Origin of the sequence: Brevundimonas sp. S1H14, from assembly GCF_047716865.1 — a bacterium.
Classification (GTDB): Bacteria; Pseudomonadota; Alphaproteobacteria; order Caulobacterales; family Caulobacteraceae; genus Brevundimonas; species Brevundimonas naejangsanensis.
Map to the genome: position 1 here is coordinate 2,998,108 of NZ_CP136679.1, position 13,077 is coordinate 3,011,184.

The 13,077-nt window shown below is 67.3% G+C and carries 17 protein-coding genes and 1 tRNA gene; 13 read left to right on the top strand and 5 right to left on the bottom strand.

The annotated features are described in order from the left end of the window. Nucleotides 1-37 precede the first annotated feature (37 nt). Nucleotides 38-706: a hypothetical protein gene (locus RSD66_RS14520; protein ID WP_024354501.1), complete on the bottom strand. Its 669-nt coding sequence runs from the start codon at nt 704-706 to the stop codon at nt 38-40. A 294-nt stretch (nt 707-1,000) separates the two neighbouring features. Here RSD66_RS14520 and rplU point away from each other — a divergent pair, with 294 nt between their 5' ends. The 11 genes from rplU to ptsN all read left to right on the top strand — a co-directional run bounded on the left by rplU (nt 1,001) and on the right by ptsN (nt 8,466). After that, nucleotides 1,001-1,489: a 50S ribosomal protein L21 gene (gene rplU, locus RSD66_RS14525; RefSeq protein WP_415288431.1), complete on the top strand. Its 489-nt coding sequence runs from the start codon at nt 1,001-1,003 to the stop codon at nt 1,487-1,489. A gap of 96 nt (nt 1,490-1,585) precedes the next feature. After that, nucleotides 1,586-1,870 carry a 50S ribosomal protein L27 gene (gene rpmA / locus RSD66_RS14530; RefSeq protein WP_024354500.1) on the top strand — a complete coding sequence of 95 codons (285 nt, stop codon included), beginning with the start codon at nt 1,586-1,588 and terminating at the stop codon, nt 1,868-1,870. A 177-nt stretch (nt 1,871-2,047) separates the two neighbouring features. Next, complete coding sequence (locus RSD66_RS14535) at nt 2,048-2,581, top strand: GNAT family N-acetyltransferase (protein WP_415288432.1); 534 nt, start codon at nt 2,048-2,050, stop codon at nt 2,579-2,581. 124 nt (nt 2,582-2,705) lie between these two features. Beyond that, nucleotides 2,706-2,792, top strand: a tRNA-Leu gene (locus RSD66_RS14540). Between the two features lie 175 nt (nt 2,793-2,967). Continuing rightward, entirely contained in the window at nt 2,968-3,582 is a 615-nt protein-coding gene (locus RSD66_RS14545; RefSeq protein ID WP_024354498.1) for a ribonuclease D, read from the top strand. 22 nt (nt 3,583-3,604) lie between these two features. Next, nucleotides 3,605-4,267: an LPS export ABC transporter periplasmic protein LptC gene (lptC, locus tag RSD66_RS14550; RefSeq protein ID WP_024354497.1), complete on the top strand. Its 663-nt coding sequence runs from the start codon at nt 3,605-3,607 to the stop codon at nt 4,265-4,267. Further along, the gene (locus tag RSD66_RS14555; RefSeq protein WP_024354496.1) at nt 4,264-4,761 is read left to right on the top strand and encodes an LptA/OstA family protein; all 498 of its coding nucleotides are present in this window, start codon (nt 4,264-4,266) and stop codon (nt 4,759-4,761) included. Before lptC ends, RSD66_RS14555 begins: the two co-directional genes overlap by 4 nt. Nucleotides 4,762-4,767: 6 nt before the next feature. After that, the gene (gene lptB, locus RSD66_RS14560; protein ID WP_415288433.1) at nt 4,768-5,568 is read left to right on the top strand and encodes an LPS export ABC transporter ATP-binding protein; all 801 of its coding nucleotides are present in this window, start codon (nt 4,768-4,770) and stop codon (nt 5,566-5,568) included. A 112-nt stretch (nt 5,569-5,680) separates the two neighbouring features. Continuing rightward, nucleotides 5,681-7,198, top strand: coding sequence for an RNA polymerase factor sigma-54 (gene rpoN / locus RSD66_RS14565; protein ID WP_415288434.1), 1,518 nt, complete (start codon nt 5,681-5,683; stop codon nt 7,196-7,198). A gap of 76 nt (nt 7,199-7,274) precedes the next feature. Beyond that, nucleotides 7,275-7,922, top strand: coding sequence for a ribosome hibernation-promoting factor, HPF/YfiA family (gene hpf, locus RSD66_RS14570; RefSeq protein WP_024354493.1), 648 nt, complete (start codon nt 7,275-7,277; stop codon nt 7,920-7,922). 79 nt (nt 7,923-8,001) lie between these two features. Continuing rightward, nucleotides 8,002-8,466 (top strand): PTS IIA-like nitrogen regulatory protein PtsN, encoded by a 465-nt coding sequence (ptsN, locus tag RSD66_RS14575; RefSeq protein WP_024354492.1) that lies wholly within the window; start codon nt 8,002-8,004, stop codon nt 8,464-8,466. Between the two features lie 54 nt (nt 8,467-8,520). Here ptsN and RSD66_RS14580 read toward each other — a convergent pair whose 3' ends face one another. Beyond that, entirely contained in the window at nt 8,521-8,775 is a 255-nt protein-coding gene (locus RSD66_RS14580) for a DUF1150 family protein (protein ID WP_003169641.1), read from the bottom strand. Nucleotides 8,776-8,834: 59 nt separating this feature from the next. Continuing rightward, on the bottom strand, nt 8,835-9,257 hold the full coding sequence (locus tag RSD66_RS14585) for an Hsp20 family protein (RefSeq protein WP_024354491.1): 423 nt from the start codon (nt 9,255-9,257) through the stop codon (nt 8,835-8,837). A gap of 223 nt (nt 9,258-9,480) precedes the next feature. Here RSD66_RS14585 and RSD66_RS14590 point away from each other — a divergent pair, with 223 nt between their 5' ends. Together RSD66_RS14590 and RSD66_RS14595 are read left to right on the top strand one after the other, a co-directional pair. Beyond that, nucleotides 9,481-10,155: an OmpA family protein gene (locus RSD66_RS14590; protein ID WP_024354490.1), complete on the top strand. Its 675-nt coding sequence runs from the start codon at nt 9,481-9,483 to the stop codon at nt 10,153-10,155. 121 nt (nt 10,156-10,276) lie between these two features. Beyond that, complete coding sequence (locus RSD66_RS14595; protein ID WP_272866969.1) at nt 10,277-10,399, top strand: hypothetical protein; 123 nt, start codon at nt 10,277-10,279, stop codon at nt 10,397-10,399. Nucleotides 10,400-10,409: 10 nt separating this feature from the next. Here the strand turns inward: RSD66_RS14595 and RSD66_RS14600 are convergent, their stop codons facing one another. Both RSD66_RS14600 and RSD66_RS14605 read right to left on the bottom strand, forming a co-directional pair. Then, a complete protein-coding gene (locus RSD66_RS14600) occupies nt 10,410-11,726 on the bottom strand; it encodes a UDP-glucose dehydrogenase family protein (protein ID WP_415288435.1) in 1,317 nt (438 codons plus the stop codon). 177 nt (nt 11,727-11,903) lie between these two features. Next, a complete protein-coding gene (locus RSD66_RS14605) occupies nt 11,904-13,067 on the bottom strand; it encodes an OmpA family protein (RefSeq protein ID WP_415288436.1) in 1,164 nt (387 codons plus the stop codon). Between the last annotated feature and the right edge of the window lie 10 nt (nt 13,068-13,077).

Below are 13,077 nucleotides of genomic sequence, written 5' to 3' on the forward strand. Positions count from 1 at the left end.
ACAAGTCTTTGAATGTAAATATATAACCTATCGAAACTCAGTGCTGATGCGTCAGCACCAGGAAGCCGATCAGGATCAGGGCCCCGCCCAGAATGGCTCCTTCATAGCGCGCCCACCGCTCCAGCCGCAGGATGGAGTAGCCCGCCGTCGCCAGCGCCGCCAGCAGGGTCATGCCCAGCACCGTCCCCGCCGCAAACACCAGCGTCAGAAGGCCCAGAGCCCAGAAGCCTTCGGTCGCCGAGGACAGATAGATAGGCAGAAGCACTTCGCCCGGCGTCACCGCCATCATCAGCACCAGCCCCAGAAAGGCCGCCCGGTCGGAGACGGCAGGCCCGGCCCCCTCGCCCGCGTCCATCGCTGGTCCGCCCGCCGTCGCCGTACGCTTCAACGACGCCTTGGCCAGATAGAAGGCGCCGAACAGGAACAGCAGGCCCGCCGACAGATGCGGCAGCAGGCCCTCGACCCAGCGGTTCAACGCCAGGCCCGCCGCCACGATCAGCGATCCCACCAGGGCCGTGGATGCGATATGGGCCAATCCGGCCGTCACCACGGTCGTCATCACCCGCGCCACGCTCCAGCGCTGCGCCCGTCCGACCAGGACGAACGGCAGCCAGTGGGTCGGCAGGGCCGCGTGCAGGAAGGCCGCGACGAAGCCGCCGCCCAGAAGCGACAGCAGCACCGGCTCGGCGAGATCGGGAGAGGACATGGCCGCTCCCTTAGAGTGTTACCTTATAACGGTCGAGAAGAATCGGCGAAGAATCTTCGTCCGCGGCGCCACGTCGCGTCTTCATATATAAGGGGCTTCGAACTCGGCCCGCGCTTGCACGCCCGTGCATCGCGGCCACAGAGTCGGCTCAGAACCCGTTTCAGGCGGGTTTTGCCCCCTTGGGCGTCCGTTTCACGTTGACTCTTCCGTGACCATCCGTATATGTCGCCGCTCTTCGCCCGCAGGGTCTCCTGGCGGGCGCATCCATTTTTGCGTTCACGCTGAGGCTTCCTAATGTACGCGGTGATCAAGACCGGCGGAAAGCAGTACCGGGTTCAACCGGGCGATGTGATTGTTGTCGAGAAGATCGACGGCGACGCTGGCGCTGCCGTCAATTTCGGTGAAGTCCTCATGCTGGGCGGCGACAAGGGTGTTACGGTCGGCGCTCCGCTGATCGACGGCGCCGCTGTCGCAGCCACGCTGATCGAGACCCGCAAGGGCGAGAAGATCAAGATCTTCAAGAAGATCCGTCGTCAGGGCTATCGCCGCACGAACGGCCATCGCCAGATGGAATCGGTCCTGCGCATCACCGGCATCGAAGGCGCCGGCGAGAAGGCCAAGTGGGACGGCAAGGTCGAGCTGATCACCAAGGCTGAGATCAACGCCCGCGCCCGCGGCCTGGCCCCGCGCGTCGAGGCTGTCGAAGCCGAGGCCCCGAAGGCCAAGAAGGCTCCGGCCAAGAAGGCCGCCAAGGCTGAGGCCTCTGAAGGCGCCGAAGCCTAAGATTTTCACCGGCGCTGGATCAGCGCCTAGCAGGACAGATGGAGCGCTCAAGCAGCCCGAACGGGCGGTAGCGCACCAAGGAAGAGGAGCAGCAAGATGGCTCACAAGAAATCTGGCGGTTCGTCGCGTAACGGCCGCGACTCAGAGTCGAAGCGCCTTGGCGTGAAGAAATTCGGCGGCGAGCACGTGCTGGCCGGCAACATCCTCGTGCGTCAGCGCGGCACCAAATTCCACCCGGGCACGAACGTCGGCCTGGGCCGCGACCACACCCTGTTCGCCACTGTGACCGGCTCGGTGCAGTTCACGACCAAACGTGGCGGCCGTTGTTACGTGTCGATTCTCCCGGCCAACGACGACGCCCAGGCGATGGCCGCCGAGTAACGCGAAGCCAGGACAGTATTTCCCCGGATCGCGTTGCTCTCGACAGCAGCCGATCCGGACCAAGGGAAAATATTCCGCGGGGAGTCTGGATCACCAGGCTCCCCGTTTGCGTTTCCCCGCCTCGAAAGCCGTCCGAGCCCTCCAAGGAGGCGGCGCCGAAGACATCGAGGCCGAACCATGTGCGTGATCGAAACCTCTCCCGTCGTCGAGACGCGGCGCCTGCTGCTGCGCGCCCCCGGCGCCCAGGACGTGTCGCGGATCGCGGCCCTGGCCAATGACCACGACATCGCCCGCATGACCAAGCGGATGCCCCACCCCTTCGGCGTCGACCATGCCGAGGATTTCGTGCTGCAGGTGGCGTCGCAGGACCCGAAGAAGGCCAACACCTTCCTGATCGAGCACGAGGACCACGGCCCCGTCGGCGTCGTCGGCATGTTCCACGACGCCGACACCGTGCCCGAGACCGGCTATTGGATCGGACGCGAGTTCTGGGGCCGCGGCTATGCGACCGAGGCGCTGCAAGGCGCTCTGGTCTGGGCCTCGACGCGATGGAAGCGCCGCGCCCTGATGGCGGGCCACTTTGCGGACAACCCCGCCTCGGGCCGGGTGCTGGAAAAGGCGGGGTTCCTGTATACTGGCGAGACCCGTCCGGCCTTCAGCCGCGCGCGAGGCGAGAGCGCCGATACGCGGATGATGGTCTGGCTGGCCTGATAGTGCGCGGATTTCCCGGAGCTTTTGGTCAACGGCGCAGTTTTTTCACGAAAGCGAAAAAAGCCTGTTGACCGCCCCGAGGGTCCCCCCTATTAGTCCGGCCCTCGGCGGGGCGACCCACCGGGCCCAGGTGGCGGAATTGGTAGACGCGCTGGCTTCAGGTGCCAGTGGCTTAACGGTCGTGGAAGTTCGAGTCTTCTCCTGGGCACCATTTCTCAAGCGGCGCTGTATCCGATAGGATGCGGCGCCGTTTGTCATTTCGGCCCTGATCTCTCCTCCCCTGCGGCCGCGACGGCGAAGTCGAGCCCGAGTTCCGGCGCCTGTGTTCTGGCGGTGGCGCGCGGTTCGTCTATGTTGCGGCCTGAACGACGAACGAGTTTGCGCGCATGACGGTTTATTTCCACGAAGGCGACCTGCCCGACGGCCTGGACCTGGGCCCTGAGGTGGCGATCGATTCCGAGACGATGGGCCTGCGCTTCCGCCGCGATCCGCTGTGCGTGGTGCAGTTGTCGTCGGGCGACGGAAACGCCCACGTCGTGCGCCTGAACCGCCCGGCCTATGACTGCCCCAACCTGAAGCGGCTGCTGACCGATCCCAAGGTGCTGAAGATCTTCCACTTCGGCCGTTTCGACATCGGCATGTTCGAGCTGCACCTGGGCGTCGAGACGCGGCCGGTCTACTGCACCAAGATCGCCTCCAAGCTGGCGCGTACCTATACCGACCGCCACGGCCTGAAGGACGTGTCGCGCGAACTGGCCGGGGTCGACATGTCCAAGGCGCAGCAGAGCTCGGACTGGGGCGCGGCCGAACTGAGCCAGGCGCAGCTGGACTACGCCGCCTCAGACGTTCTCTACCTGCACGTCATCATGAACCGGTTGAACGAGATGCTGGTGCGCGAAGGCCGCATGGAGCTGGCCCAGGCCTGCTTCGACTTCCTGCCCATGCGTTCGCGCCTCGACCTGGCCGGTTGGGACGAGATCGACATCTTCGCCCACGCCTAGAAGGATCGGACCTGAAACGCCGATGAGCGAACAGCACGCCCAGGACGAGCAGAAGCGCGCCGACGAGGTGCGCGTCGCCCGCGCCGGCGAACGCTGGCGCACGCGCTCGCGGCGGGTAAAGCTGTATCGGCGCGTCCTGCCCATCGTCATCCTGATGCTGGCGGGCGGCGCCCTGACCTGGACCGTGTTCCGCACCGTCATGTCGGGGGTCGAGCGCAAGGCCAGCGAAAGCCGCGAGATCCGGCTCGACAACCCGATGTTCCACGGCCAGGACGCGCAGGGGCGCTCCTTCGTTATCGGGGCCCAGGGGGCGGTGCGCGATCCGGCAAGCGGCCATTTCCGCCTGGTCGGCCCGTTGCTGAGGCTGAACCTGGGCGCGCGCAAGACGACGGAACTGAGCGCCGACGGCGGGACCTATCTGGAAGCCCAGCGCAAGGTCGTCATCGGCCCGAACGTGAAGATTTCCGATGGCGGCACGGGCTGGGAGCTGACCACGCCCGAAGCCGTGGTGGACACCGACACCGGCGTCGTCACCGGCGACAAGGGGGTGCAGGGTCGCGGCCCCCTTGGAAGCATCGATGCTTCGTCTTATGCGATCTATGATCAGGGCCAGAGGGTCGTCTTCAACGGCCAGGGCGAAAACAAGGTAACCGGGACGATCAATCCCGCCGGAGCCGACCGATGAAACTGTCCAAGTCCAAGCTGACGATCGCAGGCGCCGCCCTGCTGACCGCCCTGATGCTGCCCGCCGTTTCGGGGGCCCAGAACGCCAGCACCCGCGCCGACGCCAGCCGCCAGCCGGTCCAGTACGGCGCTGACAGCGGCGAATATACGCCAGACGGCTTCTCGCTGCGCGGCCGGGCCGAGGTGACGCAGGGCGGCAACCGCCTGCGGGCCGACGCCATCCGGGGCTTTACGTCCAATGGCGACCTGAACCGCATCGAGGCCAGCGGCGGCGTCTACTTCGTCACCCCGGACCAGAGCATGAAAGGCGACCGCGCCGTCTACACCCTGAACGACGGCAACGTCGTGGTGACCGGCGACGTGATCCTGACCCAGGGAAAGAGCGTGCTGACCGGCAGCCGCCTCGTCTACAACGTCCGCACCGAGACGGCGCGCATCGAGGGCGGCGGCGGCAACGGCCGCGTCCAGGGCGTCTTCTATCCGCAAGGGAACTGAGGCGGCGTGGCGCGCAAGGAACTCTCCGCCCTGAACCTGGACGGCCCCGTCGTCGAACCGACGGCGCCGGCGGTCGAAAACGCGTATCCGACGGGTCTGCGCGTCGAACACATCGCCCGCAGCTTCGGCCAGCGGCAGGTGGTGCGCGACGTCTCGCTGAACGTCCAGCGCGGCGAGGTCTGCGGCCTGCTGGGGCCGAACGGGGCGGGCAAGACGACCTGCTTCTACATGATCACCGGCCTGATCCCCGCCGACAGCGGCTCGATCTGGCTGGACAATGAGGACATCACCCAGCAGCCCATGTACCAGCGCGCGCGCATGGGCCTGGGCTATCTGGCGCAGGAAGCCTCCATCTTCCGCGGCATGACGGTCGAGCAGAACGTCAAGGCCGTGGTCGAACTGCGCGAGAAGACCGCCGCCGGGGTTCGCGACGAGACCACCCGCCTGCTGGAGGAGCTGCGCATCGACCACCTGCGCCACGCCCCGGCCACCGGCCTGTCGGGCGGCGAGCGGCGCCGCGTCGAGATCGCCCGCGCCCTGGCCGCGCGACCCAGCTTCATGCTGCTGGACGAGCCGTTCGCGGGCATCGACCCGCTGGCCATCGCCGATATTCGCCAGGTGATCCGCTATCTGTCGAGCCAGGGCATCGGCGTGCTGATCACCGACCACAATGTGCGCGAGACGCTGGACATCATCGACCGCGTCTCAATCATCTCGTCCGGCTCTCTGCTGTTCGAGGGCACGGCTGACGAAGCCGTCGCCGACGCCGAGGTGCGCCGCGTCTATCTGGGCGAGATGTACGGCTGAGGCCGAGCCGCAGGGCCAAGGTAAAGCCCCGCTCATCCCCCGTTAACGGCTCTGCGCCATGATCCCCAGCAAGAAGCGGGCCAACAGCGCCTGCATGCGGGGTTGAAGCGACGTGATCGGTCAGAGGCTGGAGGTCAGGCAGGGGCAGGGGCTGGTCATCACGCCCCAGCTGCAGCAGGCGATCAAGCTACTGCAACTGTCGAACCTGGAGCTGGAGGCCTTCGTCGAGGCCGAGCTGGAACGCAATCCCCTGCTGCAACGCGACGAGGCCGACGCCGGCGGCGACGCTGCGCCGGACGCCGCCAACGACGCCGCCCCCGGAGACGGCGGCGAGGCGGAGCTGAGATTCGTCGAAGGGTCGGACGCCCACGCCCAGAACATGGACGCCGCATCGGACGATCTGTACGGCGACGCCGCTCCCGGCGAACGGGTCAGCGACCGTCAGGAGGACGGCGCGGCCGCCCAACCGGGCCTCAACGACTGGTCCCGCGCAGGCCCCGGCGGCATGGCTGACGACGAGGAGCGCGAGCGCCCCGATCATCGCAACCTGACCCTGTGGGAGCATCTGCAGGCCCAGGCCTCGGCGGCGGGCCTGTCGGCGGCCGACCACGGCATCGCCCTGACCCTGATCGACGCCACGGACGAAGGCGGCTATCTGCGCGCCGATCTGGGCGAGATCGCCGAGCGGCTGGGCGTGGATATCAGCCGCGTTGAGGCGATTCTGAGCGTCTGCCACGGGTTCGAGCCGACGGGGGTGATGGCCCGTTCGATCGCCGAATGCCTGATGCTGCAACTGGTCGAGCGCAACCGCTTCGATCCGGCGATGGCCGCCCTGTTGGAGAATCTGGAGCTGCTGGCGCGGCGCGACCTGACCGCCCTGCGCAAGGCCTGCGGCGTCGACGCCGAGGACCTGGGCGAGATGATCGCCGAGCTGAAGGGCCTGACGCCGCGCCCCGGCGCCGGGTTCGGCGGCGAACCGGCGCAGACCGTGGTGCCCGACGTCCATGTGCGGCCGGATCCGGCGGGCGGCTGGCGGGTCGAACTGAACGCCGACACCCTGCCCCGGCTGCTGATGGACAAACGCTATCATTCGGTGATCGCGGCGGGCGCCCGGTCCGACACGGAGAAGACCTTCGTCGCCGACTGCGCCGCCCAAGCCAGCTGGCTGGTCAAGTCGCTGGACCAGCGCGCCAAGACCATCCTCAAGGTCTCGTCCGAGATCGTGCGCCAGCAGGACGCCTTCCTGGCCTTCGGCGTCGAGTTCCTGCGCCCGCTGACGCTGAAGACGGTGGCGGAAGCCATCGAGATGCACGAATCCACCGTCAGCCGCGTCACCTCGAACAAATACGTCTCCACCCCGCGCGGGGTGTTCGAGCTGAAATTCTTCTTCACCGCCGCCATCCAGTCCAGCGACGGCGGCGCCGCGCATTCGGCCGAAGCGGTGCGCCGCCGGATAAAGACCATGATCGACGGCGAGGACGCGGACGGCGAGGTGCTGAGCGACGATCGGATCGTCGAAATCCTCAATGAGGCCGGCATCGACATCGCCCGGCGCACGGTCGCCAAGTATCGGGAAGCCTTGAAAATTCCGTCGTCGGTCCAGCGCCGCCGCCTGCTCAAGACCGCCTGATCACGCCCCCGCCAAGCTTCACCACAAATCGGTGATCGACGTTGACACCAAACGCGGTCCGTCGCGTTGTATGGCTATGCAGATACAAGTCAGCGGCAAACAAGTGGATGTCGGCGAAGCGCTAGGCTCGCGCATCTCCCAGGAACTCGAAGAGGGCATCGGCAAATATTTCGCCCGCGGCGCCCAGGACGCCGAGGTCGTGGTCTCCAAGGATCGCCATGGCTTCCGCGTCGATTGCTGGGTGCGTCTCGCCTCGGGTCAGTCGCTGGTGACGACCGGGTTCGGCGGCGACGCCCAGGCTGCTTTCGCCGACAGTCTGGACAAGCTGGAGAAGCGGGTCCGCCGCTATAAGCGCCGCCTGAAGGATCACCACATCGGTCCCAAGGGCCTGTCGCCCGAGAAGACTGAAGACGCTGCGCGTGAAGTCGCCGCCATGACCGTCTTCCGCGATCCCGATTCAGTCGAGGATGAAGAATTCGGCGATGCGGGTCGCCCCGATGAACCGCCCCCCGTGGGCATGGTGATCGCCGAGACCCAGGCCGAAATTCGCACCCTCACGGTCGGTCGCGCCGTGGCCGAACTGGACATGACCGGCTATCCGCTGGTGATGTTCCGCAACGCCGCCCACGGCGGCCTGGCCGTGGTCTATCGTCGCCCGGACGGCAACGTCGGCTGGATCGACCCGGAGCGCACGGTGAACGGCGCGGCGAAACGGGTCGGCTGAGAGACTTCCGCTGGAGGGGCGAAGGCGCTAGAAGGCCCTCGCCCTTCCGCACATGTCGGGTACCGATTTCGGGGTAGTCATGGACATTGCTGATTTGTTGTCGCCGGACGGGATCGTCCTGCGCGGCGGCGCGTCATCCAAGCGTCAGGCGCTGCACGCCGTCGCCGAAGCTTTCGCCAGCGCGACCGGCATGGACGCCGAGCGCACCTTCGAGGCCCTGCTGGAACGCGAAGCCCTGGGTTCGACCGGCCTGGGCTCGGGCGTCGCCGTCCCGCACGCCCGCATCAAGGGTCTGGAGCAGGTGTGCGCCGTCTTCGTGCGGCTGGACACGCCGGTGGCCTATGAATCGCTGGACGATCGTCCGGTGGACCTGCTGTTCGCCCTGTTCGCGCCGACGGACGCCGGGGCCGAGCATCTGCGCGCTCTGGCGGCGGTGTCGCGCGCCCTGCGCTCGCCGGAACTGCGCGAGCAACTGCGTCAGGCGCGGACCGTGGACGCCATCCGCGCCCTGTTCGTCAAGGACGTGTCCAAGACGGCCGCCTGACCAACGAAAAGGCGCGGCGCCCAGCAGGCCCGCGCCTTTATTCTTCCAAAGAAATCAATGGACCGAGACCGGCTCCAGCTCGTGCGCGACGGCGGCGGCGAAGGCGGTTTCACGATCCAGCATGACGGCCAGACGCTCGCCGTCGGCGCCGTGCACCGCGTAGAGGATCTGGTCGGGATCGATCTCGATATCGGCCGCCGGCTCCACGTGGGCGTCGGCCATCACGTCCGACGCGCGGATGGCGCGGACGTAAACAAGATCAGGGGCGCCGAAACCGGCGAAGTCCTTTTTAGTCATGATGGGCGTCATAAGACCGCCTCCTTACGCTTGACTGAACGCCCGGAAAGCCGAGCGGTTCGACGGCTGATTCAGCCCGTCGTGGTGATAGGGATGCGCCGCACCAGCTTTTCCTGCTCCGGGCGGATCAGCTCGACGTGCAGCAGGCCGTGCTCCAGCCGGGCGCCGGAAATCTCCAGCCCATCGGCCAGAACGAAGCTGCGCACGAAGCCGCGCGCGGCGATGCCCCGATGCAGAAAGGCCTGCGGGTCGCGGCCTGCGTCCTCGCGCTTGCCGGTGATGGTCAGCTGGCGTCCTTCGACGGTGACGGAAAGGTCGTCCGGCGTGAATCCGGCCACCGCCAGAGTGATGCGGACGGCCGCATCGCCGATCTGTTCGACGTTATAGGGCGGATAGCTCTCGCCCGCCGCCTTGGCGGCGCGGTCGATCAGGGCTCGGGTTTGGTCGAAGCCCAGCAGGAAGGGGCTGTCGAACAGCACGGCGCGGGTGGTCATGGGGTCCTCATGGAAAAGCGACCTCGGCCGTCCGGCGCCTCCCGCGATCGGCAAAGCGCCCGGCCGCTGTTACAGATGGGGGGCCGGGGCCGTGCGGTCAACGCTCGCCGAGGTCGCAACCGCTGTGAAAACCCTGCCGGTTCCGTTCATGACGGGTACAGATTGGAACCTTCACCATATGGCCTGCGTTTCTGCGACCGGATCACTATCGAAAGGATCACCTATGCGCGCCAAGCTTGCCGTCACAGGCCTGAGCATCGCCGCCCTGCTGGGCGCCGCCGCTTGCACCACCACTGACCCCTACAGCTCTGCGCCGCGTCGCAACAACACCGGCACGGGCGCGATCGCCGGCGCCGTCGGCGGCGCCCTGCTGGGCTATCTGACCAACACCTCCAGCGGCGAGCAGGGCCGCAAGAACGCCCTCATCGGCGCAGGCGTGGGCGCCCTGGCCGGGGCCGGGGTCGGCCAGTACATGGACCGCCAGCAACGCGCGCTGGAAGCCGAGCTTTCGGGCACTGGCGTGGGCGTGGGGCGCCAGGGCGACAACCTGGTGCTGCGCATGCCGTCAGACGTGACCTTCGCCACCAACCAATCCTCGCTGGACACCCGCTTCCTGCCGGTGCTGGACGATGTCGCACGGGTGCTGAACGAATATGATCGCTCGATGGTCGACGTGATCGGCCATACCGACGCCTCGGGCGGCGATGCGATCAACCAGCCGCTGTCGGAACGCCGGGCGTCGTCGGTCGCCTCCTATCTGATCGACCGCGGCGTGATGCGCGAGCGCCTCTACGTCGCCGGCATGAGCGCGCGCAATCCGATCGCCTCGAACGATACGGTCGAGGGCAAGGCCCAGAACCGCCGCGTCGAAATCCTGATCCGTCCGTTCACCGGCTGATCCCGACGCCTTGTCGAGGATGGAGGGCGGCCCGTGACCGGGCCGCCCTTTTTCTTTGCCCTGTACACCCTTGCGGTTCCCTGCCCGCACGGCTTTGGTGTTCGCAATCAGGGAGATTCACATGGATGACGACGCGCCGGGTCGGGCGCTGGGCAGGGCGTTGAGGCTTGGCGCCACGGCGGCGTTCGCCGCCGTGGTGACAGCCGCCGTCGTCATTGCAGCGGGACGGGCCCTGTTCTTCTAGAACTCGCTGATCAGGCGGCGTGGTCGGGACGACCGATCGACGTATAGCGGAAGCCCCGCGCCTTCATGTCGTCCGGGCGATAGACGTTGCGCAGATCGACCATGACCGGCTGCTTCAACAGCAGCTTGACCCGGTCCAGATCCAGGGCGCGGAACTGGTTCCATTCGGTCAGGATCACCACCACGTCGGCGCCCTCGACCGCGTCATAGGGGCCGTTCTTGAAGACCACCCCGTCCAGAAGCTTGGCGGCTTCCTCCATGCCCTCGGGGTCATAGGCGTGAACCGTCGCCCCGCGCGCGATCAGGGCCGGCGCGACATCCAAGGACGGCGCATCGCGCATGTCGTCGGTGTTCGGCTTGAAGGTCAGACCCAGCAGGGCGACCGTCCTGCCCTTCAGATCGCCGCCAAGCGCCTTGGCCACGCGGTCGGCCATCGCCTTCTTGCGGGCGTCGTTGATGGCCACCGTCGTCTCGATGAGACGAACCGGCGAGCCGGCGTCGGCCGCCGTGCGCACCAGGGCCAGGGTGTCCTTGGGGAAGCACGAACCGCCGTAGCCCGGCCCGGCGTGCAGGAACTTCGAGCCGATGCGATTGTCCAGGCCGATGCCGCGGGCCACCTGCTGCACATCGGCGCCGACCGCCTCGCACAGGTCGGCGACCTCATTGATGAAGGTGATCTTCATCGCCAGGAAGGCGTTGGCCGCATATTTGATCAGTTCGGAGGTGCGGCGGCCGGTGAACATGATCGGCGTCTCGTTCAGGTTCAGCGGCCGATAGAGTTCGGCCATCACGGCGCGGGCGCGCTCGTTATCCGTGCCGACGACGACGCGGTCAGGGCGCTTGAAATCGCCGATGGCGGCGCCTTCGCGCAGGAATTCGGGGTTGGAGACGACGGCGAAGTCGGCGTCGGGGCGGCGTTCGCGGATGATGCGCTCGATCTCGTCCCCGGTGCCGACCGGGACGGTGGACTTGGTCACCACGACAGTGAAGCCCTGCATCAGATCGGCGATCTCCTCGGCCGCCGCATAGACGTAGGACAGGTCCGCATGACCGTCGCCGCGGCGCGAGGGGGTGCCGACGGCGATGAAGACGGCGTCGGCCGAGCGGATGGCCTCGGCCCCGTCCGTGGCGAAGGACAGGCGCCCGCCCTTGACGTTGGTCTCCACCAGATCGTCCAGGCCCGGCTCATAGATGGGCATGATGTTCTGGTGCAGGCGGTCGATCTTGGAGGCGTCCTTGTCGACGCAGGTCACCGTGTGGCCGAAATCGGCGAAACAGGCCCCAGACACCAGGCCGACATAGCCCGTTCCGATCATGGTGACGCGCATCGAAGCACTCCTCTAGAAAATCGTTCCCCCGCAGATAACCGCAGATGATGACAGGCGCCAGCAAGGGCGGCCTTCAGGCATAGAAAAAGGACGGTCAGCCCGCATGGGCCGACCGTCCTTGTTCTTATCGACGCTTCTACGGTCGCGGGGGCCGGGATGAGCCGGCCCCCTTGAGCCTTAGAAGTTGATGTCGACGGTGGCGCGGCGGTTCAGCGGCTCACGCACGCCGTCGCCGGTGGCCTTGGCCGGCTGGGTCTCGCCCTTGCCGTCCAGCGAGATCACGCCGCCGTTGACGCCTTGAGCGACTAGGGCGTCAGCCACGGTGCGCGCACGGCGGTTGGACAGGCCCATGTTGTAGGCCGCGTTGCCCGAGGTGTCGGTGTGGCCGACCACCAGCACGCGCGTCGGAGCGCCCGACTTGGCGTAGTTGGCGGCTTGCGTCACCACCGAGCGGGCTTCCGCCGTCAGGTCCGAACGGTCGAAGTCGAAGTAGACCACGAACTGACGCGCAGCCGGCTTGGCCGGAGGCGGCGGAGGCGGCGGCGGGGGCGGCGGGGGAGGCGGCGGAGGCGGCGGCGGCGGGGGCGGCGGCGGCGGCGGGGCCACCGGCTCGGCGCCGAACGCATAGCGCAGGCCCAGCGTCACGGTGTGCGACTGGTCATAGTCGCCCGCCAGGGTACCGAACGGAATGGCGCCCGTGCCCGAGGTGTTGGTGTCGAACTCCATGTCGCCCGTCAGATAACGGTACGTCAGGTCGATGTTGGCGCGGTCCGAGACGGCCCAGGCCAGACCGGCGATCGCCTGGGCGGCGAACTTGGTCGAGCTGTCGTCAGCGGCGAAGGCCACGCCCGGCGTCTGACGCAGGCGGCCGACGGTGTCGGTGTTGACGCGGTTGGCGCCAACGCCCAGGCCGACGAACGGACGGATGGTCCAGTCCGGCGAACCGAAGTCATAGATGACGTTGGCCATCAGGGTGGTCGACGTGATGTCGCCTTCCGGCGAGTGGCACGGACCGGTGGCCGGCGTCAGGTTGCACAGGCCCTGCGGACCCGAGACGGCGCGCACGCGGCCGATGTCGCCCGAGCGGTAGCCGCCTTCGAGCTCAACACGCCAGTTCGGGTTGAAACGGTAGCCCAGGCGAGCAAAGGCCGCCCAGCCGTCGTTGACTTCCCAGTTCCAGTTGTGGCCGGTCGCCGAAGCTTCCGTATTGATGTCGTCGATGATGTGGTAGCCGGCGTCGATCGCGCCGTACCAGCCATCGGGCTCAGCCGATGCTGCGCCGGCCGACAGGGCCAGGGCAGCCGCCGCGCTCGACGCCAGGATCAAACTCTTGACACGCATGTGATGCGGC